Source organism: Pseudomonas sp. S3_B11 (assembly GCF_054667715.1).
In genome coordinates this window covers 2928703-2950658 of the sequence record NZ_CP162749.1, presented here as the reverse complement: position 1 = coordinate 2950658, position 21956 = coordinate 2928703, and the positions used below count along the sequence as shown (strand labels likewise).

Genomic DNA, 21956 nt, shown 5'->3' with positions numbered 1-21956 from the left:
GACATACTAGGTACAAATGAGATGGATTATCAATACTATTTATTTAATTTTTTTTTTGGATTAGACTCCGCTCCGCTGGCGCCAAGCAGCCTTCGGCCAGCTCAAAAAACCTAAAAATATCTGTCGCAGGGGAGCGGGGCGTGAATTTCAAAAAGAACACAATTGCGTTGGCTGTAGGGTCGGCCATCGGCATGAGCAACGGCGCATGGGCGGCCGAAGAAGCCGGCAAGATGGAGATCGCTCCGATCACCGTGACGGGTGAAAAAATCGACCGCCCCCTCGATAAGACCCAGTCCAGCGTCGTGGTCGTCACCGACAAGAACCTGCGTGAACACGGCGACAAGGACCTGGTGGATGTATTTGCCCGCACGCCCGGCGTCTATAGCCAGGCCGGCAATGAGAACTGGGGTATCCGTGGCGTGCCGGTGTCCGGTTTTGACGACCAGGGCCCGGCGGCCCTCAACGGGGCGGTGTCGGTGTATGTCGACGGTGCCGTGCAGCCGAACCGTGCGCTGACCCTCAGCCCGGTCCCGCTCTGGGATGCCGAGCAGGTCGAGGTTTTTCTCGGGCCGCAATCCACCACCCAGGGCCGTAACTCCCTGGCCGGCGCGGTGGTTATCCGAACCAAGAACCCAACCTTCGAACCGAGCTTCTCGGCGCAGACCAGCGTGGGCAACTACGGTGAGCACGGTGCGGCCGTGGCGGGTGGCGGGGCCATCGTCGATGACAAGATCGCCGGGCGTATCGCCGTGGATTATTCCGACGGTGACGGCTACATCCGCAACACCACGCTCGATAAAGATGCCAACCCGCATCGCACCAGCAACGCCCGCGGTAAATTGCTGATCCTGCCCAATGACGACACTGACGTCTTGCTGACTTATGCCCATAACGAACATCGCCAGGGTGACCGCTCGACGATGCGCGGCGCCGATGGCAAGCCGAGCTATTACGACATCGCGTCCAATACCGAGGCCTTCGACAACCTCAAGCAAGACACTTTCAGCGCCAAGGTGGATTACCGCCTGAACGATGCCTGGTCGTTGACGAGCATGACCGCCAATACCAGTACGGACTACAGCAACCGTCTGGACTTTGACCAGACAGCGGTGGACAACGAGGTCGTTCTGCGTAAGCAGGACGGCAACCTGTTCAGTCAGGAGCTGCGTCTGAATTACGACTCGGACACGGTGAAGAGCTTCGTTGGTGCCTACTATGGTCACAACACCAACAACTTCCACGACCGGTTGTTGTTCGATGACGTGCTGGTTCGTACCGTCAAAGGTGATACCAAGATTGAAAACAAGGCGGTGTTCGGTGAAGTCAACTGGACGTTCGCCCCGCGCTGGACCTTGATCACCGGCCTGCGTTACGACCACGAGACGAACGATACGGACATCGAGGCAGATGGCCGCTTCGAGCCCGAGAAAATCAAGAAGTCGTTTGATGCCGTGCTGCCGAAACTCGGCATCGACTACGAACTGGCAACGGACCAGTACCTCGGTTTCACGGTGCAGAAGGGCTATCGCGGTGGTGGTGTCAACCTGCGTTCCGGTAGCGGTCACCAAGCCTACGACCCGGAATACACCACCAACTACGAGCTGTCCTATCGCGGTTCGTTCTTCGACAGGACCCTGCGTACCCGCGCGAACCTGTACTACACCGACTGGAAAGATCAGCAGGTCAGCGTGCGGCAGCCCGGTAGCACGGTCATTGATATCTACAACGCTGGTCGCAGTGAGATCAAGGGCCTGGAAGTCTTCGTCGAAAAAGACATCACCGAGCAACTGACCCTGAACGTCGGCGGCGCCATCACCGATAGCAAATACAAGGACTTCGTCGCTGACAATGGTCAGGACAGGAGCGGCGAGGCGTTCCTCTACTCGCCTAAATACAAGGCCTCGGTGGGTGGTGTCTATCGCTTCGACGATCGCCTGATATTCGGTACGGACATTGTCTATCAGAGCACCGCGCCTTCGGAGTACGAGTTCGACTCAAACGGCAAAGTCACTGGTGAGCGCAAGAGCGACGCCTATGTGCTGGTGAATTTCAACACCGAGTACAAAGTCACCAAGAACGTCGCAGTGTCCGCCTACGTGAAGAATGCGTTCGACAAGGAGTACGTCACCAACAATCGCAACGACGACATCATCGACGTCGGCGCACCGCGCACGGTGGGGATGATCCTGCGCTACGACATGTAATCCCACGGGCGCGGGGAGGCAATCTCCCCGCGTCTGTCCTGCAACGTTTCGGATGTTTGTATCCAGGCTGTTTGTTCCCTTCCAAACCCAGCCTCCATGGAGGAAATCATGAGTGCTTTTTCGAATGTCACAGTGGGTGGCGCGCCACAGCTACGCCTGTTGCACACCGGTCTGTCGAGTCCTTACTGCCTCGATTCGACGCCGCTGCTGGAACGTCAGCAACAGCAGGAATCCAACGCCCGCAGTTACCCGCGACGCATTCCCCTGGTGCTTGAAAGGGCCCATGGCATTTATGTGCAGGACAGCCGAGGGCAAGTGTTCGTCGATTGCCTGGCCGGTGCCGGGACCCTCGCGCTGGGCCACAACCACCCGGTGATCATCGAAGCCATCACCCAGGTCATGGCGGCCGGTGTGCCGATGCATACCCTGGACCTCATGACCCCCGTGAAGGACGCATTCGTCCAAGAGATTTTCGCTTGCCTGCCCAGCGAGTTCGCTCGCCATGCACGCATCCAGTTCTGCGGCCCGAGTGGGGCCGATGCGGTCGAGGCCGCGCTCAAGCTGACCCGTACCGCGACCGGACGGCATTCGGTCCTGGCGTTCGAAGGGGCTTATCACGGGATGACCCTGGGCACGCTGGCCATCAGCGGCAACCTGTCGCCAAAGAATGCCCTCGGCGCGTTGATGCCCGGCGTGCAGCGCCTGCCGTTCCCCCACGACTATCGTTGCCCGTTCGGGGTGGCCGGCGATCAGGCGGTCACGTTGAACGTTCGATACCTGGAACACTTGCTCAACGACCCGGAAAGCGGGGTGACAGCACCGGCGGCAATGATCCTGGAGCCGATCCAGGGCGAGGGTGGGGTGATCGCCGCGCCGGACCGCTGGCTGCAGGAGTTGCGCCGGTTGACCCAGGCCCACGGCATTCCGCTGATCGTCGACGAGATCCAGTGCGGCATTGCCCGCAGTGGACGGATGTTCGGCTTCGAGCAATCGGGCATCACGCCGGATGTCATCACCCTGTCCAAAGCCATCGGCGGCGGGTTGCCGCTATCGGTGATGGTCTACCACGAGTCGCTGGACGTCTGGCAGCCGGGTGCCCACGCCGGCACATTCCGCGGCAATCAACTGGCGATGGCGGCGGGTACCGCGACCTTGCGTTTTATCCGCGATCAAGGCCTGGTCCAGCACGCCGAAACGGTGGGCGTTCACCTGCAAAAACAATTGCAGGCGCTGCAAAACGAGTTCGCCTGGATCGGCGATGTGCGTGGACGCGGCCTGATGCTCGGCATGGAAATCGTCGACCCGCAAGGCACCCCAGACGTACAAGGCCATCCGCCGGTGGACACGGCCCGGGCCAAGGCGTTCCAGCAGGCTTGCCTGAAGCACGGCTTGATCGTTGAACTGGGCGGACGCCACGGCGCGACCGTACGCTTCCTGCCGCCGCTGATCATCACCGAACAGGAAATCGATTTCGTCGCGAAAATTCTGTTCCAGGCCGCGAGCACCATCAACGAGCGCCCCGCAGACTGATCACCCAGGTCCGGACCCGCATCCAGACACAACACCAAACCCTGTGGGAGCGAGCTTGCTCGCGAAGGCGTCAGCACATTCAACATCACCGCAAGCAGACCCACCGCTATCGCGAGCAAGCTCGCTCCCACAAAAGATTGCAGGTGCCCACAACACCTGGATTCAACACCAAACCCTGTGGGAGCGAGCTTGCTCGCGAAGGCGCCGGCACATCCAACATCACCACAAGCAGACCCACCGCTATCGCGAGCAAGCTCAGCTCCCACAGGGATTTGTGGCGAACGCCGGCCCCCTGATCACCCCGGCCCCCTGTGGGAGCGAGCTTGCTCGCGAAGACGGCGGCACATTCAACATCAATGCAAGCTGATCCACCACTATCGCGAGCAAGCTCGCTCCCACAATGGATTGCGGGCGCCCTCAGCATCCGGATTCAACACCAAACCCTGTGGGAGCGAGCCTGCTCGCGAAGACGCCGGCACATCCAACATCACCACAAGCTGACCCACCACTATCGCGAGCAAGCTCAGCTCCCACAGGGATTTGTGGCGAACGCCGGCCCCCTGATCACCCCGGCCCCCTGTGGGAGCGAGCTTGCTCGCGAAGACGGCGGCACATTCAACATCTATGCAAGCTGACCCACCGCTATCGCGAGCAAGCCCGCTCCCACAAGGAATTGCGGCTGCCCACAGCATCCGGATTCAACACCAAACCCTGTGACAGTTACTCAAGCACTGGCGTGGGTCAGCCCCGTCAACGTGTCCGCGATGGCCTTCGTGCGTTGTGCGGTGCCTTCGGTGGTGCGGCTTGAGTCTTCCAGGGCATCGAGCATCTCGCGCAGGGCGCTGACGGCGACGGACTGGTCTTCGATCTGTTGGGCGACGCCTTGGATCTCCGTCGAGAGCAGGTCAATGTCCACGCCGATTTCCGCGGCATTCTTGCGGGTGATTTCCGCGAGCTTGCGGACCTCATCAGCCACCACCGCAAACCCTCTGCCCATCTCACCGGCGCGCGCTGCTTCGATGGCGGCATTGAGCGCCAACAGGTTGGTCTGTCCGGCGATTTGCTGGATGACCTGTACGATCGACTGAATACGCAAGCTTGAACTGGCAAGCGCACGGGCGCCGACCACCGCTTCACCCGCTTGCGTGGCAAGCTGTTCGACGGTCGTGCCGGCCTGCTCGGCGACGCTGTTTTGTCGGTCGATCGTGCCCGTCAGGTCATCCATCGACAAATGAAGTTCGCCAGAGTAGTGCTTGATTTGCGTCGCCATCAGCGCTTGTTGCTGGCTGGCCTGGGCCAATACCTGGCCCAGGTCCGTCAGGCCGTCGAACACCGGCAGGATGGTGTTGTCCAGGCCGCGAGTGTCCAGGGCGCTGCTGAAATCATTCATCTTGAACGCCATGATCTGCTTGACCACGACATGGTTCAGGCCCGCCAGCTTCTTGATCTGGCGGCGCAGGAAAAACGCCTTGAACTCACCGTAGTGAGCAATAAAGTTGTCGACGTACTCATCGACAAAACGGGCGCCCTTGGTGACTCTGAAGAAGAAAATCGCCGTGAGTGTCTGGTTGAGGTTCAAACCGAGGATTTCACCAAACGTCGAGAAGCCGGCCAAAGGCACATCGCCGAAAATACCGGCCATGCTGCCCAGGTCGCTGCTGTTGTTGAGCCGGCGCAGGATGCAGTCGTTGAGAATAGCGGCCACCGGACGGCCGCCTTTGCCCTTGAGGAATTTCTCGTAGTCGAGGCGGGTCGCCTCGCGAAGGGGCGTACGCTTGACCATCACCAGCTCTTCGCCGGGCGCCACGTCGCAGAACAGCTGGATGATCTGCTGCTGATAATCGATGCGGGCAATGGAGCGCACGAACAGCTCATCGCCCACACGGATGGCGAATGAATAATCGGCCAGCTTCTTTTCCAGTGCCTGGGCACTGCACTCGAATGCCTCGCACAGCGCCTGGACCATGCTCTTGATGTTGCCACGGCTGTCGATGACCTGATCGATGGTGCGGTCCTCGACCGACGCGGTCAGCACGCTGAACGTCAGCCCGGCCGGTTGGAAATTCTGGCTCTTGAACACCCCGAAGCGCACGTCCGCCGCGGTTTTCAGGAAGACAATCTGCGCGTGGTTCTGATAACTGCGTTGCCCGTCACTGATCAGGGTCTTCTTGAAGTCCGTCTTGCCACCGGCCGAGCCGCCGACGAACAGGCAAGGGAAACGTCCCGACTCATAGAGCGCCTCCATGAAGAACGACTCGGAAGCCGAAAGCCCATCGAACACCACGTAGGCCAAGGTATCGCGGTGGTCAATGGGCGTGCTCACTTGCGCCTGCTTGATGTTAGTCACCAACCTGGCGATTCGCTCACGCATGGCCAAGCGCTTGCCGCCACCGCGAATGTCCTCGCACTCCAGCGGCACCATCACCACCTCGGCCGACACAATCACACTGGCGTCAAACAGCTGCAGCACCACTCGATCCCAGGTATCGCCGGTCTGGCAGTACAGCGTGTTCGCGCCGTTGCACAACTCACCCGACGTCGTGCACAGGCTGATGGCGCTGTGGGCAAAGCGCTTCTTGACCTTGGCGGCGACCTGGTCGATGTCCAGGTGCGGGGAGACGAACCCGGTGACCAACACTGGGGTGATACGTACGTTGGCCAGTGCCTGGTCAAGTTCAGCAGAGGTGCAGACCACGCTGACCGCGCCTTGAGTCTGGGCGCGGGCCTTGTTGAATAGATTCAGTAGGTTCATGGCTGGACTCGGTTGAGCGCGACGTGACGCGTACGAGGTATGCGTGTGGAGCCCTTTCTCTTTAGCGGTCACGGTTGGGGACTTGTATGGGCGTGAGCTTGTGCTTTTGCGGGGGCGGTCCATAGGGGCTTTTGGTTGGGGTTTACTCCGCCTGTTGATCAGCGACTTTCGTATAGGTCCCAGGAGAAGCCTAGCTATCGCGAGCAAGCTCGCTCCCACAGCTTGCCCGCCGGCCGTTCGTTGACATTCGGTCTTCCTCGACCATTATTAAGTGCCTCCAGAGTCATCACTCCTCCAGAGGCACGATCATGGTGCAAACGGACATTCTCATTGTGGGAGCCGGCCCTACTGGATTGGTCCTGGCTTTGTGGCTCACCCGGCAGGGGCTTGCTGTCAGGATTGTCGACAAGAGCAGCGGACCGGGGGAAACCTCGCGGGCCATGGCCGTCCAGGCCCGCACACTTGAGCTGTATCGCCAGCTCGACATGGCCGATGCGGTCATCGAAGCCGGGTACAAGACCCCGGCCATGAACATGTGGGCCCGGGGGAAACGCAAGGCGCGGATTCCCCTGGTGGACGCTGGCGGGGATGTATCGCCTTATCCTTTTGTCCTCATATACCCCCAGGATCGTCATGAGCGGCTGTTGGTCGAGCAGCTTCAGTCCCTGGGCGTCGAAGTCGAGCGGCAGACTGAACTGCTGTCCTTCGAGGACCGTGGCGACCACGTTACCGCGCGCTTGAAACACGCCGATGGTCGCGAAGAAACGCTGACGACCGCTTACCTCGCAGGATGCGATGGTGCGCGTTCGCTCGTGCGTCATCAGGTGGGGAGCGGCTTCGAGGGCGGCACCTACAAGCAGTTGTTCTACGTGGCGGACGTGTCTGCCAGCGGTTTCGAGCCTGCGGAGGAGGCCCATATCGCCTTTGATAAATCCGAATTCGTGTTGGCGTTTTTCTATGGCGAAACTGGCCAATATCGCCTGATCGGTACGGTTCGCGATGAACGCGCGGAACATCCAGAGACGCTCACGTTCGAGGACGTTGGTCATGACGCCATCAACGGCCTGAACATCAGGATCAATGGCGTGAACTGGTTCTCCACCTACCGGGTCCATCATCGCGTCACGGATCAGTTCCGCTGGGGCAGGGCGTTTTTGCTGGGAGACGCGGCGCACGTCCACAGCCCGGCCGGTGGCCAAGGCATGAACACCGGCATCCTCGACGCGATCAATCTGGCCTGGAAACTGGCGGCGGTCGTGAAGGGACAGGCGCCAGACGCGTTACTCGACAGCTATCAGGCCGAACGCCAGGCGTTTGCGCAAAAACTTGTGGAAACGACGGACCGGCTGTTCACCTTTGCTACTGCCCAAGGCAATTTTGCCGACTTCGTGCGCACGCGCATCGCACCGCTCTTCGCAAGTGTCGCCTACAAAAGCGAAAACGTGCGTGAGTACCTGTTCCGGATAGTGTCCCAAACCACCTTGAATTATCACCAGAGCCCGTTGAGTGCCGGCAAGGCGGGTGACGTACTGGGCGGTGACCGTTTGCCCTGGGTACCGGTGCCGGGCGCTGACAACTACCAACCGCTCGCATCCATCGGCTGGCAGGTGCACGTCTACGGCGAGGCCGGGGCGGACCTGAAAGCCTGGAGCAGCCAGCATCAGATCCCCCTGCACACGTTCACCTGGCAGGCTGAGCATCATAAAGCCGGGCTGTGCCGGGACGCCGCCTATCTGCTGCGTCCCGATACCTACGTCGCCCTGGCGGATCCCCAGGCGTCTGCGGCAACGTTGAGCCGGTATTTCAGCGACCGAGGCCTGACGCTGCCGGCTTGAGCGCGTCAGGTGTGGCGATTGGCCCTCAGCCCAGATCCCCAGCCTCATGCCGCTCTGGCACTTGGCTCGCTTCGTCACCCCACGTACGGTTGACGCGTTGCCCGCGCAGGACGGCCGGTCGCTCGGCAATCGCCTCTGCCCAGCGCTGCACATGGGTGTATTCGTGAGCACTCAAGAATTCGGCGGCGCCGTACACGTTGTTGCGCACCAGTTGGCCATACCAGGGCCAGACCGCGATGTCGGCGATGGTGTAGTCATCGCCTGCCAGGTATTGGCTTTCGCCGAGGCGGCGATCGAGGACGTCGAGTTGACGCTTGGCTTCCATGGTGAAGCGATTGATCGGGTATTCGAGTTTCTCCGGCGCATAGGCGTAGAAATGCCCGAAGCCACCACCCAGGTAGGGGGCAGAACCCATCTGCCAGAACAGCCAGTTCAGTGTTTCGGTGCGGCCTGCCAGGTCGGTGGGCAGGAAGGCGCCGAATTTTTCCGCCAGGTACAACAGGATCGAGCCGGATTCGAAGACACGGATGGCAGGTTTCACGCTGCGGTCCAGCAGGGCCGGGATCTTGGAGTTGGGGTTGACCTCGACAAAACCGCTGGAGAACTGGTCGCCTTCGCTGATGCGGATCAGCCAGGCGTCGTATTCCGCGCCCGTATGACCCAGCGCCAGCAGTTCCTCCAGCAGGATGGTCACCTTCACGCCATTGGGCGTGGCCAGGGAATAGAGCTGCAACGGGTGCTTGCCAATCGGCAAGGTTTTTTCGTGAGTCGGCCCAGCGATAGGGCGGTTGATGCTGGCGAACTGGCCGCCAGACGGGGCGTCGTTTTTCCAGACCTTGGGCGGAACGTAGGACGCTTGGCTCATCGGGACATACCTCATCGTTTGCTTGTGGTGTGATCCCCCAGAGTCTACCGCTGTTCGTTCATGATTCGCGCCACTTCACCGGAAGCCTTGAGCTGCTCGAAAGCGCGCTGGGCCTTGGCGACGACTTCGTCAGGTGTGCTCAGGCTGAACGCCAGGTGGACCTTGTGGGGTTGCTCGTCGAGGGTATAGACCTCTTCCAGCGAAGTGAAATCCACTTGGGCATCCTTGCTCATCAGGCGCGCGGTGTTCTCCGGCATCGGCAGCATTTGGATCTGGTGATTCAGCAGCTTTTGAAAGTTGTCGTGGTTGTTGGCCGAGATGACCAGCCGGGTAAACCCACGCTGTTGCAGGTAAATCTGCTTGGCGTCATTTCGCACCACACCGATGCTGTACTGCTTGGCATCCTCGAGGTTGTTGACGACGATGCCTTCACTGTCTCGCATCTTGTAGAGCCGGCTCGCCACCCGGTGTATCTCACCGACCCATTTGAACAATTGCTCGCGGGCCGGGGTGCGGTCCAGCGGGAAAATCAACACGTTAGGCTCGTGCAGCGCCTTTTCGTAGGCCCGGGCCCACGGGTACAGCGACAGGCTGTAGTCGGTGAGCTGCGCGTTTTTCAGCGTTTCTTCGGCGATGCGAATGCCCGGCCCGACGACCTTGTCGTCACGCTGGTAGGCATAGAGGGAATCTTCGGTCACGACTTCGATCGTCTCAGCGTGGCTTTGCAGGCTGATCGAGGTGAGAAGCAGGCACGAGCAGAGTATCAGGCGATAGTGCATATACAGACCTCATGGCACGCGATGGTTTACAGGGCGACGCAATCGCGTCCCTTGTGTTTGGCCCGGTACAGCGCCTGGTCGGCGCGTTGCAGCAGTTGATCGAAATGGTCCATGGTCTCCGGGTCCAGCTCGGCGACGCCGATGCTCACGGTGACAAACGACGAGACCTTGGAACCGCTGTGGGGCAGTTCACGTTCCGCCAGGCTTGCACGGAAACGTTGGGCGGCCTCGCAGGCCTGGGCGGCATCGACGTTGGGCAGGACCACGACGAACTCTTCGCCGCCGACGCGCGCGGTCAGTTCGCCAGAGCGGCCGAACACGCTGCGCAGGGTCTCGGCGATCTCTTTCAAGCACAAGTCGCCCTGCATGTGGCCGTAGGTGTCGTTGTAGATTTTGAAGAAATCGACATCGCACATGAGCACCGCCAGCGGGGTCTTGTGGCGGATCGCCCGGCGAAACTCGATGTCCTTCAACTCGTCGAAATAGCGACGGTTGGCCAGCCCCGTCAAATCGTCGTGGCGTGACAGTGCTTCGAGGGCCTGGTTGGCCGCCTTCAATTCCGCGGTGCGGGCCTCGACCAGTTCGGCCATTTGGTCGCGGCTGGCGGCAAGGGCCAGTTCGTCCGAATGCTGGCGTTCCAAATGGGCGCGCAGGTTGTCCTGGAGTGTATTGACCTGGAATTCGAGCAGACTCAGCTCGTCCTGGCGCTGCACCGCCCGTTGCAGCTTGAGGTGACGCTTGAGGGTTTGCGGCGCCAGTTCGCCCAGGTGCCGGGCGATGTGCACCACATGCACGGTCACCAGGCGGTTGAACACGGTCATGACCAACCCTGCCAGCAGCAAGGACTGGATGAACTGGGTGATGACGATGCTGCGTGCTTCGCCCCAGAGGCGCTCCCACAGCAGGTTATTGTCGCCTTCGATGGTCAGCTCGCCGACTTTTTCATGGGCCCCGGCGTAGGGTTGTGCGATGAGCTGGCGATGCAGCACCGGCACCACGCCCGATTGACCGACGGGGTATCGATTGAGTTCGATGACTTCAGGCGCTTGCCCGGGGCGCAGGATGTTCAATACCAGGCGTCCCACGGGCGCTGCCATGGCGACGCTGGCGATTTGCTGGTCAAGGGATTCACGGTCCAGTTCCCAAATGGCATGGGCCAGGGTGTTCTGGAACACCTGGTCGATCAGGGCCAGCTCAGAATTCATTTCCGCCAGGTTGTTTTCCCAGGCCAACCAGGTGCGCCAGGTGACCATCGCCAGGGTAAAGAGCAGGCAGAACAACAGCGTTGCCAGTACCAGGCGGCGCCCCAGGGAGCTGAACGCCTTGGTCTGTGGTTGTAAGGAGGAGGCCCTACGGAAATTGGCATCCATGTCATAACCATTTGCGCAGGATGGCATCGTAGACGCCATTGCGCCGGATGGTCTCCAGACCAGCACGGAACTTTGCCACCGTATCGGCCGGCGTCTTGCGGCTGAATGCCATGCTCAAGCCGTCTGCGCTGCTCAGCTCGGGCAGCGCCAGCGAGCGGATCAGCAATTTGTCCGGGTCTTCGCCATTCTGGCGCGTCAGGTACAGCGCGTTGAGCTCGTTGGAAATCCACAGCTCCACGTGATCGACCTTGAGCTTGCGGTAGTTGTGTTCGTATTTGGTGCTCGACTGCAATTCCTCGCCGATGCGAAAGCCCTTCGAGACCAGGTATTGCTCACCCACGTCCTGATTGACCGTGGCGATCTGATGCCCATGGGCATCGGCCAGCGAGTCGAGTTTCACTGGCCGGTCCGCCAGCGAGTAGATGTACCACTGCGTCGGGCCGATGCTGCCGACCCACTGGAAAAGCGGTTCGCGTGCAGGCGTGCGGACGATCGAGTAGATCAACACGTTGCTTTCATTGAGCGCCAGTTCGTAGGCCCGGGCCCACGGCATGGAATGGATAGGCGCGTCCATGCCGACCTCCTTGAGCACGGCCTGGACCACCTCGGTGCTCATGCCGGTCATTCGACCGTTCTGCGTCATGTTGTAGGGCGGCAGTTCCTCGGTCACGATGCGCAGCGGCGCCTCTGCCGCGCAAGCGCTTGCAGCGAGGAACATCAGGACGCCCCACACCAGCAGGCGATTCAGCGGCAAACCCATTGATCATTACCCTATGCAACTGCAGAACCCGGAGGTCTGGAAGCTATTATTGATAGGGTTATCGGCTGGGCTGGCGCCTGCTTGAGTCCGGCCTGTCGAAACTGCCAGCCCAGCCGCAGGATCAACCGTTCAACAACGTCATCGTGTGCGCCTGGTATCGGTCGCCTGCCACGGCACCTTCGCCTGCGAAAATTCCATCCAGCTGGGCCAATTCGTCAGCGCTCAACATCACCGAAGCCGCTGCCACGTTGCTTTCCAGGTACTTGCGCTGCTTGGTGCCCGGGATCGGGATGACATGGTCACCCTGGGCCAATACCCAGGCCAAGGCCAATTGCGCAGTGCTGATGCCCTTGTCCAAGGCCAATGCCTTGACCCGCTCTACCAGCGCCAGGTTGCGATTGAAGTTGTCGGCCTGGAAGCGCGGGTTGAAGCGGCGATAGTCATCGGCGGCGAAGTCCTCCGGTGATTTCAGCTCGCCGGTCAAAAAGCCCCGGCCCAAGGGACTGTAGGCAACGAATGCAATGCCCAGGCGCCGGCAGGTATCGAGCACGCCATTGTGTTCAGGCTCACGGGACCACAGCGAGTATTCGCTTTGTACCGCTGCCAGGGGATGCACGGCGTGGGCCCGCTGGATGGTCTCGGCGCTGGCTTCCGAGATCCCGATGTGGCGGACCTTGCCGGCCTTGACCAGCTCGGCCATGGCGCCGATGGTTTCTTCGACGGGCACTTCAGGATCGATGCGGTGCTGGTAGTAGAGGTCGAGGTAATCGGTATCGAGGCGCTTGAGGCTGCCCTCGACAGATTGCCGGACGTAGTCGGGGCGACCATTGACGCCGCGGGCATGGGGATCGCTGCTGCGCACCAGGCCGAACTTGCTCGCCAGGTACAGGTTTTCACGCTTGCCACGCAGGGCCCGTCCGAGCAGTTCTTCGTTGGTATGCGGCCCGTACATGTCGGCGGTGTCGAACAGCGTCACGCCCAATTCCACGGCGCGGTGCAGCGTGGCAATCGCTTCGCGCTCGTCCACGCCCGTGGTGTAGAAATCCGACATGCCCATGCAGCCCAGGCCGATGGAGGAAACGTGAGGGCCGCGATGGCCGAGTTGGCGAGTCTTCATGCTGATAGCTCCTGGAAATGAACGACCTGTGCAGTCTCTATCAAGAGGTTTCCTGGATAAATCCAAGATTATTGGTTTAACTATTCGTGATATCTAAATAATGAGGCGCGAGATTGGACCGATTACAGGCCATGCAGGTGTTCCGGCGCATCGTTGAACTGGGCGGTTTTGGCAAGGCGGCCGATGACCTTGGGCTTCCGCGGGCCACCGTCAGCCTGCTGATCCAGCAGTTGGAAGCCCATCTGGGCGTGCAACTGTTGCAGCGCACCACCCGGCAGGTGCGCGCAACGCTTGATGGGCAAGCGTATTACCAGCGCAGCGGCCAGTTGCTGGACGACCTCGATGACCTCGAAAGTTCGTTGTCGGCGCAACGCAGCCAGCCGCGCGGCACCTTGAAAGTGGACATGCCCATTGCCTTTGGTTGCACCTGGATCGTGCCACGCCTGCCGGATTTCTATCGCCGCTACCCTGCGTTGCAACTGGACATCGGTTTTCATGACCGCCAGGTCCATCTGCAGCGCGAGGGCGTGGATTGCGCAATCCGCGCCGGCAACGTCGTCGACCAGGCGCTGGTGGCGCGTCCCATCGTGCGCCTGCATCAATTGACGTGCGCCAGCCCTGACTATCTGGCCCGCGCCGGCACGCCCGGGCGGTTGGAGGATTTGGCGGCGCACCGGGCCATCGGGTTTGCGTCCGGCAATGGGCGGTTCTTTCCGTTCGAATTCGAGGTGGCGGGGCGGGTGCGCGAAATGCAATTGCCCAGTGACTTGAACGTCAACAATGCCGACGCCTACGTGACGGCCTGTGAAGCGGGATTCGGCTTGATCCAGGTGCCGCGTTATCACGTGCAACAGCAGTTGGCCGAAGGCCGGCTGGTTCAAGTGCTCGACGACTACAGCGTGCCGTTGTGGCCGATCTCAGCGGTGTACCCGCCCCATCGACAGTTGTCGCCCAGGGTGAGGGTCTTTATCGACTGGGTGATCGAGCTGTTGCACGGAGAGGCGGATGCCCAGGGGGCGCTAATGGAGAGGGTGTAGGCCGAGCTGTTGATCGTTCCCACGCTCCGCGTGGGAATGCCTCTACGGACGCTCCGCGTTCGGCTTTTGAGTGGACGCATAGCGTCCATGGCTGCATTCCCACGCAGAGCGTGGGAACGATCAATGTTGGAGCGAGCTTGCTCGCGATAGGGCCCTGTCAGTCAATAGGACCTCAAGCCTTGACCCAGCGTTGGCGACTCCAGCTGCTCAACGTATCGACCGCGAAAACCAGCAACAACATCGCCAGGATCACCGTGCTGCCCTGGGCTTCCTGGAACAGGCTGAGGCTGACGTAGAGCATTTGCCCCAAGCCCCCGGCGCCGACGAAGCCGAGCACGCTGGCCATGCGGATATTGTTTTCCCAGCGGTACAAGACATAGGCCAGTAGCTGGGGCAGGAGGTTGGGCAGCGTGCCGTAGCAGAAAGCCAATACCGCATTGCCACCTTGCAGGCGGATGGCGTCGGCCGGTTCGGACGGGGTATTTTCCAGGGCTTCGGCGAACAGCCGGCCGAGCACGCCGGTGGTGTGCAGGGCCAAGGCCAGGGTGCCGGCATTGGGGCCGAGCCCGGCGGCGAGGACCATCAGCGCCGCCCACACCAATTCTGGAACCGCGCGCAAGGCATTGAGCACCAGCCGCGAAGCGCTCTGCAGGGGCCAGCCGAAGCGCCCGGCCGCAGGCAAGGCCAATAGCAGGCCGAAGACTGCCGCGAGCAAGGTGCCAATGGCCGACATGGCGAGGGTTTCCAGGGCGCCGTGGCCGATCGCCTTCAGGTGGCCCAGGCTCAGGTCCGGGCTGAGAAAGCGCTGCGCATAAGCGCCCATCTGGTGCAGATTGCCGCTGTCGCCGAGCTCGCCCAGGTCGATGCCCAGGTAGATGAACGAGGCGACGACTGCCGCACCGATGCCCAGGACAATGACCGCGTTGATCAGGCGATTCATGCCAGCCTCCAGCGCAGCAGGCGGCTGAGTTGATCGGCGAGCAGTACCAGCACCAGGAACGTCAGCAGCAGGCTGGCCACTTCACCGCCGGCGAACATTCGCAGCGACAGGTCCATTTGCTGGCCCAGGCCCCCGGCACCGACGAAGCCCATCACTACCGAGGCGCGGATGGCGCACTCCCAGCGATACACCGTGTACGACAACAGTTCCGCCGCGACATTGGGCAGGATCCCGTAGCAGAAAGCGGCGAGCCGGCTGCTGCCGGATTGCAAGAGCGCATGGGCCGGACGCTGGTCGACCGACTCGTAGATTTCCGCATAGACCTTGCCCAGCATGCCGCTGTAGGTAATGGCGATCGCCAGTACACCGGCCGTGGGGCCGAGGCCGACGGCACGTACGAAGAGCAAGGCCCAGACGATTTCCGGGACGCTGCGCAGGAAGATCAGCAGGCCGCGCACCGGCCAGCGCAGCAGTTGCCCCCAATAACCCGGGTGCCCGGCACGGGAGGCCGCCGACAGCGACAGGGCGCGGCTGGCCAGCAGGCTCGCGGGCACTGCCAACAGCAACGCCAGGGCCATGCCGGCAGTGGCGATCGCCAGCGTCTGCAAGGTGGCCTGCCACAGCAGCTCGACAAATTCATCGCCATGGGCTGGAGGCCAGAAGGCCGCTACAAACCGGCCCATTTCACTCTGGCTGTCCCTCGCCACCAGCACGCGAAGGTCCAGTTCGCTGAACTGGATGCCCGGCCACAGCAGGACGAGGGCCAGCAGAGTGAGCAGCAGGCGCGGGCGGGTGGCGGGGTCTCGGGTATCGCGCGTCAGCATCGGGGGATCTGCACGCTCAAGGATGAAGGGGGTGTTGGCGAAGACTGAAGCTGTTCGTTGGCGTAGAGCGTGTCGAGCAACTGGCGGTCGACCGCGTCGGTTGGCAGGTCGAACAGGATCTGGCCATCACGCAGGCCAATGACCCGGGAAAAGTGTGCCAAGGCCAGTTCCACCGCATGCAGGCTGGCGACCAGGGTGACGTTGTGCTCCCGGGCATGGCGGCAAAGCACCGAAAGCGTGTGCTGGGCCAGTACCGGATCCATGGCCGAAACCGGTTCATCGGCCAGCAGCACCTCAGGCGCCTGGTACAACACCCGGGCAATGCCTACGCGTTGCAGCTGTCCGCCGGACAGTTGCTGGCATTGCGCGAACAATTTGTCGCCCAGGTCCAGTCGGGCCAACGCCGCCCTGGCGCCTGGAATATCCAGCGGATGCAGCAGGTTCAACAGGCTTTTGCCGATGCCCCACTGACCGAGCTTTCCGGCCAGGACCGCCGTGACCACGCGTTGACGCGGCGGCAGCGGCGGCGATTGGTGGATCAGGCCGATGCGCGCGCGCAGGCGTTGACGCTGGCGGGCAGACAACTGCCAGGCGCATTCGCCGAGTAGTTGCAGCTCGCCGTTACCCGGGCGCAGGGCAGTGGCCAGCAGGTTGAGCAGGCTCGACTTGCCCGCGCCGGACGGGCCGATGATGGCGACCTGTTCGCCGACGCCGATGTGCAGGTCGATGCCGCGCAGCGCCTGGACGCCATTGGCATGGGTAACGCTGACCTGGGTCAGTTGCAGGGTCATTTGAGCAGTTCGGCGGCGCGTGCGGCTTCCTCGATGCCCTTGTAGTTCTCAGGCTTGGTTTCGATGAAGCGGCTGGCGGCCTGCAGATCGAGGATTTCCTTGTCCTTCGGGTTGGCTGGATCGAGTGCCAGGAAAGCTGCCTTTATCTTGGCCGCCAACGCTGGGTCGAGGGTACCGCGCACCGTCCAGTTGTAGTCGAAATAGGCTGGGGTGGTGGCGAAAACCTTGACCTTGGTCGTGTCGACCTTGCCGGCAGCGACCAGTTTTTCCCAGACACTGGCGTTCAACACGCCAGCGTCGACCTTGCCGGCCTGGACCCAGGCGACGGTGGCGTCATGGGCGCCCGAGTAGCCCACGCGACTGAAGTAGCTTTCCGGCTTGATGCCGTCCTTGAGCATGAAATAGCGCGGCATGAGGCTGCCGGACGTCGACGACACCGAACCGAAGGCAAAGGTCTTGCCCTTGAGGTCGGCGAGGGATTTGACGGCCGGGTCGGCGGTGATGAATTTACTGGTGAACTGGGCGTCCTGTTCACGCTGGACCAGGGGGATGGCGTTGCCGGTTTTCAGGCGTGCCTGCACGAAGGTGAAGCCACCCAGCCAGGCCATGTCGATCCGGTCAGTGGCCAGCGCTTCGACCACGGCGGGGTAGTCGCTGACGGGTACGAACTCGACTTTCATGCCGGTTTGCTGCTCCAGATAAGCACCCAGCGGCTTGAACTTGCGCAGCAGCTCGGTCGGGGCCTCATCGGGAATCGCACTGACTTTCAAGGTGTCGGCGGCCTGGGTCAGCAGGCTGCAAAAAGACAGGGCAACGCCGACGGCCAATGCCAGGGAACGCTTGAGCATGGAGGATCTCCGGTACATGAAGGCAAGGAATAGTGAAGCATCACGCCCACATGGAGGGCGGTACGCCGCTCTGTGAGGGTAGACGAAGGAGAGCGATATTAACCGTTTTCTGGCCTGCCAGATGAAGAAGATAGGACAGGGCAGCGATCTCAAGCTCACCCACAACCCTTGTGGGAGCGAGCTTGCTCGCGATAGCGGACTACCAGTTGCAGGGTTTGTGACTGACACACCGCTATCGCGAGCAAGCTCGCTCCCACATTGGCAGGTGGCGGACAGGAGATTCAGCACGAGACCTCAGTCAGGTGAGGCCTCGGCGAACGAGAGGTCAGAACAGCTTGGTGAACAACCAGTAGAGGCTGCCCGAAAGGAGGATGGCAGCAGGCAGCGTCAGTACCCAGGCCATCACCAGGTTGCGGATGGTGCGCATCTGTAAGCCGGAACCGTTGGCGACCATGGTGCCGGCCACGCCGGAGGACAACACATGGGTCGTGGACACCGGCAAACCGAACATGTCGGCGGCGCCGATGGTCAGCATGGCGACGGTTTCGGCTGAGGCACCTTGGGCGTAGGTCAGGTGGGACTTGCCGATTTTCTCACCCACCGTCACCACGATGCGCTTCCAGCCGACCATGGTGCCCAGGCCGAGGGCGATGGCCACGGCGATTTTCACCCACAGTGGAATGAACCGCGTGGAATTGTCGATCTGCTGCTTGAACAGTTGCAGCTGGGCGCTGGTGTCGGCGTCGAAGTTGCCGACCTTGTTCTTGTCCATCAGGCGAATGGTTTCGCTGGTCAGGTACATGTCGTTGCGCACGTTGCCCACGGCTTCGGCGGGGACTTTGGCCAGCGAGCCGTAGCCCTTGACCTCGGCGCCGATGCTGCCGGTCATGGCGGCCAGGGCCGGAACCAATTGCGGCGTCGCCTCCTTGCTGCCCACGTAGGTGGAAAGGATCGCTCGCGGATTTGCCGGGGCCGGCAGCGGCGAGTGCTTGACCAGTGCTTGCTGGGTGACTTGCGCCACGGCGGCGAATTGCAGCGCCTGGTCGGCCGGCATGGTGCGGTTCAGCGCATACGCCATCGGCAGGGTGCCGACCAGAATCAGCATGATCAGGCCCATGCCTTTCTGGCCGTCGTTGGAGCCGTGGGCGAATGACACGCCGGTGCAGGTCAGGATCAGCATACCGCGAATCCACCAGGGCGGCGGCGTATTGCCTTCCGGGGCCTTGTACAGCGAGCGGTTCTTGACGAAGGCCCGCAGCGCCAGCAGCAGCAATGCAGCGCAACCGAAGCCCACCAGCGGCGACAACAGCAACGCATAGCCGATCTTGGTCGCCTGGGCCCAGTCCACACCGCTGGTGCCGTCGCGCCCGTGCATCAGGGCATTGGCGACGCCCACGCCGATGATCGAGCCGATCAGCGTGTGGGACGACGACGCCGGCAAACCCAGCCACCAGGTGCCCAGGTTCCACAGGATGGCGGCAATCAGCAGGGCGAAGATCATCGCGAAGCCGGCGGAGGAGCCGACTTGCAGGATCAGTTCCACCGGCAGCAGGGCGATGATGCCGAAGGCCACGGCGCCGCTGGAGAGCAGCACTCCGAGGAAGTTGAAGAAGCCCGACCAGGCCACGGCGAAGTTCGGCGCCATGGAATTGGTATAAATGACCGTGGCCACGGCGTTGGCGGTGTCGTGGAAGCCATTGACGAATTCGAAGCCAAGGGCAATCAGCAGCGCCACGCCCAACAGCAGGAACGGCGTCCAGGTGGTCACTACGGTGCCGAGTTCGTTCATGTCGTGCATCAGGCTGTAGGCGGTAAACAGCAAACCGCTGCCCAGTACGGCGAAAAACACCACCAAGGTGATCACGCTCGGTTTGCCGGTGAGCTGCGGTCTTGAGCTGGGGGCGATGGAACTCGATGAGTCCATGACCAGGGTCTGGTTTGTCATGATGAAATCCGATTCAGTGAGCTGTGGAAGTGGGAGGCGCGGTGCCGGGCGTCCCTGCCTGGCTGGCCTTAATAGACCCGAGGCACGATGAGCTCCGGTGGCGTCGGACTGCGGGAGTAGTCTTGCTGTCGTACTCGCTGCGGCAGTTCGATGGCCGGCATTTCCACCTCTTCATAGGGCATTTGCCCAAGCAGGTGATGGATGCAATTGAGCCGGGCCTTTTTCTTGTCGTCGGCGTGCACCACCCACCAGGGAGCCTCGGCGATGTGGGTGCGTTCGAGCATGATTTCCTTGGCCTTGGTGTAGGCCTCCCAACGCCGGCGGGACTCCAGGTCCATGGGGCTGAGCTTCCATTGCTTGAGTGGGTCATGAATGCGACTGAGGAAGCGCAGGTGCTGTTCCTGGTCGGAAATGGAGAACCAGTACTTGATCAACTGGATACCGGAGCGAGCGAGCATCCGTTCGAATTCCGGCACGGTACGGAAGAACTCTTCGTACTGGTCGGCGGTGCAGAACCCCATGACTTGTTCGACCCCGGCGCGGTTGTACCAGCTGCGGTCGAACAGCACGATTTCACCCGCCGCAGGCAGGTGCGAGACGTAGCGCTGGAAGTACCATTGAGTCCGTTCACGGTCGTTGGGGGCGGGCAGGGCGGCGACGCGGCATACCCGTGGATTGAGTCGCTGGGTAATACGCTTGATCACGCCACCCTTGCCAGCGGCATCGCGTCCTTCGAACAGGATCACAACCTTGTGTCCGGTCTTGACCACCCAGCTTTGCAGCTTCACCAGTTCGCCTTGAAGGCGGAACAGTTCGCTGAAATACAGTCGTCGGATTTCCTTCTCGCTGCTATCCGGGGCATGTTCATCGAACAAGGCGTTCAGGTCATACCCGTCTTCGGATAACTCCAGCTCCAGCTCTTCGTCACTGTGGTCAAGCAGTTCGCGGTGGATGCGCTGTACCAAGGTGTCCTGGGTTGAAAGCATGATGGAAAACTCGGTCGTGGAGGCGCCATCCACGCTAGTTGCATTTTGTTACATGACGGTGACGGTCATCCGAGCTTCACGCGCTTTCCCATGGCTAAAACGTTTATCTCTGGAGGATGCCTGCACGATCGAGTTTTATCGATTACGCTCGAAGGCGCAGGGTTCGCCCGAAATTTCGTTGGTGCGCGTCTGTTTTCCATGGCCGAGCGCCAGGGGTGTCATCCAGGTGTCATCGAAGCCATGGCAGGATCTTCGCAAACCATCGTGGGAAGTCCGGCAGCGCCTGTGCCTGCTGGCTGATGAATCAAGGAACACCGCTATGAAAGGCGACGCCCCCCTGTTCGCGGCCATTGACTTGGGCTCTAACGCTTTCCGCTTGATGATCGGCCAGTCGGTCAAGCGCAATCGACAGTTGGTGATCCAGGAAGTGAAAACCCTGCGCGAGCCGGTCCGATTGGCTGAGGGCCTGCAGGCCGGGGCGTTGGACGAGCTGGCACTGGATCGGGGCTGGCAGGCGCTCGCCCGATTCGGCAAGAAACTGCGCGGCTTTGAAGCCGGACGGGTGCGGGCGGTGGCGACCAGTGCCGTGCGCGAGGCGGCGAATGCCCAGCTGTTCCTGGCCAGCGCCGAGCGCCACCTGGGGTTTCGGATCGACGTGCTCTCCGGGCACGAAGAAGCCCGACTGGTGTATGCCGGTGTTGCCCATACGGTGCCCGGTGTCGAGCGTACGCGGCTGGTGGTGGACATCGGCGGTGGCTCGACCGAACTGATTCTGGGGCAGGGTGCGCAGCCGCTGTTCACGGAAAGCATTGCCATTGGCAGCGGCACTTTTGGCGCGCGTTACTTTCCGGGCGGATGCATGACTGCTCAAGCGCTGTTGGAGGCGGAGCGAGTGGCCGTCCTGCAGTTTGAAAGAGTGGCGTCTCGTTATCGCGCGCTGGGCTGGCAGCAGGCTATCGGCTCTTCCGGTACCGCGCGGATGTTGGCCAAAGTGCTCAAGGCCAACGACCTCAACGACTTGGGTAAAGGCGGCATTACCTACAGTGGATTGTTGCGGTTGTCGTTGCGACTGTTGGAGGTCGGCCATGTCAACCAGCTCAGGTTGGCCGGCTTGCAAACCCACCGCCTGGGCATCCTGCCCGGTGGCCTGGCGATCATGCTGGCGGCATTCAAGGTCTTTGGTATCTCGCAAATGATTGCTTCCGAGCCGGGCCTGAGGTTCGGCGTTCTGCATGGTCTGATGCATCAGCACTGATCACGGACGGTTGTTACCCATTGCCGTCTATCAGCGATGGCTCAATTTCGAGCATCAGCGCCTCTTCGGTGACCCCTTCTTTACCAGATCATCCAGCATTTCATCGCCTGGGCAGTCG

General features: G+C 61.5%; 17 protein-coding genes and 1 pseudogene. 5 read left to right on the top strand and 13 right to left on the bottom strand.

The features are described from left to right. Positions 1 to 140 precede the first annotated feature (140 nt). Together AB4O22_RS13480 and AB4O22_RS13475 are read left to right on the top strand one after the other, a co-directional pair. Positions 141 to 2204, top strand: coding sequence for a TonB-dependent receptor (locus AB4O22_RS13480; RefSeq protein WP_460096473.1), 2064 nt, complete (start codon positions 141 to 143; stop codon positions 2202 to 2204). A 108-nt stretch (positions 2205 to 2312) separates the two neighbouring features. Beyond that, positions 2313 to 3734, top strand: coding sequence for a diaminobutyrate--2-oxoglutarate transaminase (locus tag AB4O22_RS13475; protein WP_223471721.1), 1422 nt, complete (start codon positions 2313 to 2315; stop codon positions 3732 to 3734). Positions 3735 to 4458: 724 nt separating this feature from the next. Here AB4O22_RS13475 and AB4O22_RS13470 read toward each other — a convergent pair. Beyond that, complete coding sequence (locus AB4O22_RS13470; RefSeq protein ID WP_223471818.1) at positions 4459 to 4959, bottom strand: methyl-accepting chemotaxis protein; 501 nt, start codon at positions 4957 to 4959, stop codon at positions 4459 to 4461. Between the two features lie 372 nt (positions 4960 to 5331). Continuing rightward, positions 5332 to 6486, bottom strand: a pseudogene (locus AB4O22_RS13465) (FIST signal transduction protein); the annotation flags it as partial. 308 nt (positions 6487 to 6794) lie between these two features. Here AB4O22_RS13465 and AB4O22_RS13460 point away from each other — a divergent pair. Further along, on the top strand, positions 6795 to 8321 hold the full coding sequence (locus AB4O22_RS13460; RefSeq protein ID WP_460096471.1) for an FAD-dependent oxidoreductase: 1527 nt from the start codon (positions 6795 to 6797) through the stop codon (positions 8319 to 8321). Positions 8322 to 8346: 25 nt separating this feature from the next. Here the strand turns inward: AB4O22_RS13460 and yghU are convergent, their stop codons facing one another. The 5 genes from yghU to AB4O22_RS13435 all read right to left on the bottom strand — a co-directional run bounded on the left by yghU (position 8347) and on the right by AB4O22_RS13435 (position 13212). Then, positions 8347 to 9186, bottom strand: a complete 840-nt coding sequence (gene yghU / locus AB4O22_RS13455; RefSeq protein ID WP_223471723.1) for a glutathione-dependent disulfide-bond oxidoreductase — start codon at positions 9184 to 9186, stop codon at positions 8347 to 8349. A 44-nt stretch (positions 9187 to 9230) separates the two neighbouring features. After that, positions 9231 to 9965 carry a substrate-binding periplasmic protein gene (locus AB4O22_RS13450; protein ID WP_223471724.1) on the bottom strand — a complete coding sequence of 245 codons (735 nt, stop codon included), beginning with the start codon at positions 9963 to 9965 and terminating at the stop codon, positions 9231 to 9233. 26 nt (positions 9966 to 9991) lie between these two features. Beyond that, the gene (locus AB4O22_RS13445) at positions 9992 to 11335 is read right to left on the bottom strand and encodes a diguanylate cyclase (protein ID WP_223471725.1); all 1344 of its coding nucleotides are present in this window, start codon (positions 11333 to 11335) and stop codon (positions 9992 to 9994) included. 1 nt (position 11336) lies between these two features. Next, positions 11337 to 12095 carry a substrate-binding periplasmic protein gene (locus tag AB4O22_RS13440; RefSeq protein ID WP_057448047.1) on the bottom strand — a complete coding sequence of 253 codons (759 nt, stop codon included), beginning with the start codon at positions 12093 to 12095 and terminating at the stop codon, positions 11337 to 11339. 121 nt (positions 12096 to 12216) lie between these two features. Further along, complete coding sequence (locus AB4O22_RS13435) at positions 12217 to 13212, bottom strand: aldo/keto reductase (RefSeq protein WP_460096470.1); 996 nt, start codon at positions 13210 to 13212, stop codon at positions 12217 to 12219. A gap of 113 nt (positions 13213 to 13325) precedes the next feature. Between AB4O22_RS13435 and AB4O22_RS13430 the strand changes: the two genes are divergently transcribed. Further along, positions 13326 to 14249, top strand: coding sequence for a LysR family transcriptional regulator (locus AB4O22_RS13430; RefSeq protein ID WP_223471728.1), 924 nt, complete (start codon positions 13326 to 13328; stop codon positions 14247 to 14249). A gap of 172 nt (positions 14250 to 14421) precedes the next feature. Here the strand turns inward: AB4O22_RS13430 and phnE (AB4O22_RS13425) are convergent, their stop codons facing one another. The 6 genes from phnE (AB4O22_RS13425) to ppk2 all read right to left on the bottom strand — a co-directional run bounded on the left by phnE (AB4O22_RS13425) (position 14422) and on the right by ppk2 (position 20583). Next, positions 14422 to 15189 carry a phosphonate ABC transporter, permease protein PhnE gene (gene phnE, locus AB4O22_RS13425; protein WP_013693114.1) on the bottom strand — a complete coding sequence of 256 codons (768 nt, stop codon included), beginning with the start codon at positions 15187 to 15189 and terminating at the stop codon, positions 14422 to 14424. Then, the gene (gene phnE / locus AB4O22_RS13420) at positions 15186 to 16037 is read right to left on the bottom strand and encodes a phosphonate ABC transporter, permease protein PhnE (RefSeq protein WP_411740627.1); all 852 of its coding nucleotides are present in this window, start codon (positions 16035 to 16037) and stop codon (positions 15186 to 15188) included. The genes phnE (AB4O22_RS13425) and phnE (AB4O22_RS13420) overlap by 4 nt, the downstream gene beginning before the upstream one ends. Then, on the bottom strand, positions 16007 to 16804 hold the full coding sequence (locus AB4O22_RS13415) for a phosphonate ABC transporter ATP-binding protein (RefSeq protein WP_223471730.1): 798 nt from the start codon (positions 16802 to 16804) through the stop codon (positions 16007 to 16009). The genes phnE (AB4O22_RS13420) and AB4O22_RS13415 overlap by 31 nt, the downstream gene beginning before the upstream one ends. Further along, positions 16801 to 17652 (bottom strand): putative selenate ABC transporter substrate-binding protein, encoded by an 852-nt coding sequence (locus AB4O22_RS13410; protein WP_003200995.1) that lies wholly within the window; start codon positions 17650 to 17652, stop codon positions 16801 to 16803. Before AB4O22_RS13410 ends, AB4O22_RS13415 begins: the two co-directional genes overlap by 4 nt. A 325-nt stretch (positions 17653 to 17977) precedes the next feature. Then, complete coding sequence (locus AB4O22_RS13405) at positions 17978 to 19597, bottom strand: inorganic phosphate transporter (protein WP_003200997.1); 1620 nt, start codon at positions 19595 to 19597, stop codon at positions 17978 to 17980. A 68-nt stretch (positions 19598 to 19665) separates the two neighbouring features. Beyond that, complete coding sequence (ppk2, locus tag AB4O22_RS13400) at positions 19666 to 20583, bottom strand: polyphosphate kinase 2 (RefSeq protein WP_028237133.1); 918 nt, start codon at positions 20581 to 20583, stop codon at positions 19666 to 19668. A gap of 319 nt (positions 20584 to 20902) precedes the next feature. Between ppk2 and AB4O22_RS13395 the strand changes: the two genes are divergently transcribed. Then, complete coding sequence (locus AB4O22_RS13395; RefSeq protein ID WP_003200999.1) at positions 20903 to 21838, top strand: Ppx/GppA family phosphatase; 936 nt, start codon at positions 20903 to 20905, stop codon at positions 21836 to 21838. Positions 21839 to 21956 lie beyond the last annotated feature (118 nt).

Excerpts from the sequence above, each read along its gene's own strand:
- AB4O22_RS13435 (WP_460096470.1), bottom strand. The coding sequence starts at position 13,212 with ATGAAGACTCGCCAACTCGGCCATCGCGGCCCTCACGTTTCCTCCATC.
- phnE (WP_013693114.1), bottom strand. The coding sequence starts at position 15,189 with ATGAATCGCCTGATCAACGCGGTCATTGTCCTGGGCATCGGTGCGGCA.
- ppk2 (WP_028237133.1), bottom strand. The coding sequence starts at position 20,583 with ATGCTTTCAACCCAGGACACCTTGGTACAGCGCATCCACCGCGAACTG.
- AB4O22_RS13395 (WP_003200999.1), top strand. The coding sequence starts at position 20,903 with ATGAAAGGCGACGCCCCCCTGTTCGCGGCCATTGACTTGGGCTCTAAC.
- AB4O22_RS13405 (WP_003200997.1), bottom strand. The coding sequence starts at position 19,597 with ATGACAAACCAGACCCTGGTCATGGACTCATCGAGTTCCATCGCCCCC.
- AB4O22_RS13475 (WP_223471721.1), top strand. The coding sequence starts at position 2,313 with ATGAGTGCTTTTTCGAATGTCACAGTGGGTGGCGCGCCACAGCTACGC.
- AB4O22_RS13415 (WP_223471730.1), bottom strand. The coding sequence starts at position 16,804 with ATGACCCTGCAACTGACCCAGGTCAGCGTTACCCATGCCAATGGCGTC.
- AB4O22_RS13450 (WP_223471724.1), bottom strand. The coding sequence starts at position 9,965 with ATGCACTATCGCCTGATACTCTGCTCGTGCCTGCTTCTCACCTCGATC.
- AB4O22_RS13445 (WP_223471725.1), bottom strand. The coding sequence starts at position 11,335 with ATGGATGCCAATTTCCGTAGGGCCTCCTCCTTACAACCACAGACCAAG.
- yghU (WP_223471723.1), bottom strand. The coding sequence starts at position 9,186 with ATGAGCCAAGCGTCCTACGTTCCGCCCAAGGTCTGGAAAAACGACGCC.
- AB4O22_RS13410 (WP_003200995.1), bottom strand. The coding sequence starts at position 17,652 with ATGCTCAAGCGTTCCCTGGCATTGGCCGTCGGCGTTGCCCTGTCTTTT.
- AB4O22_RS13460 (WP_460096471.1), top strand. The coding sequence starts at position 6,795 with ATGGTGCAAACGGACATTCTCATTGTGGGAGCCGGCCCTACTGGATTG.
- AB4O22_RS13440 (WP_057448047.1), bottom strand. The coding sequence starts at position 12,095 with ATGGGTTTGCCGCTGAATCGCCTGCTGGTGTGGGGCGTCCTGATGTTC.
- AB4O22_RS13470 (WP_223471818.1), bottom strand. The coding sequence starts at position 4,959 with ATGGATGACCTGACGGGCACGATCGACCGACAAAACAGCGTCGCCGAG.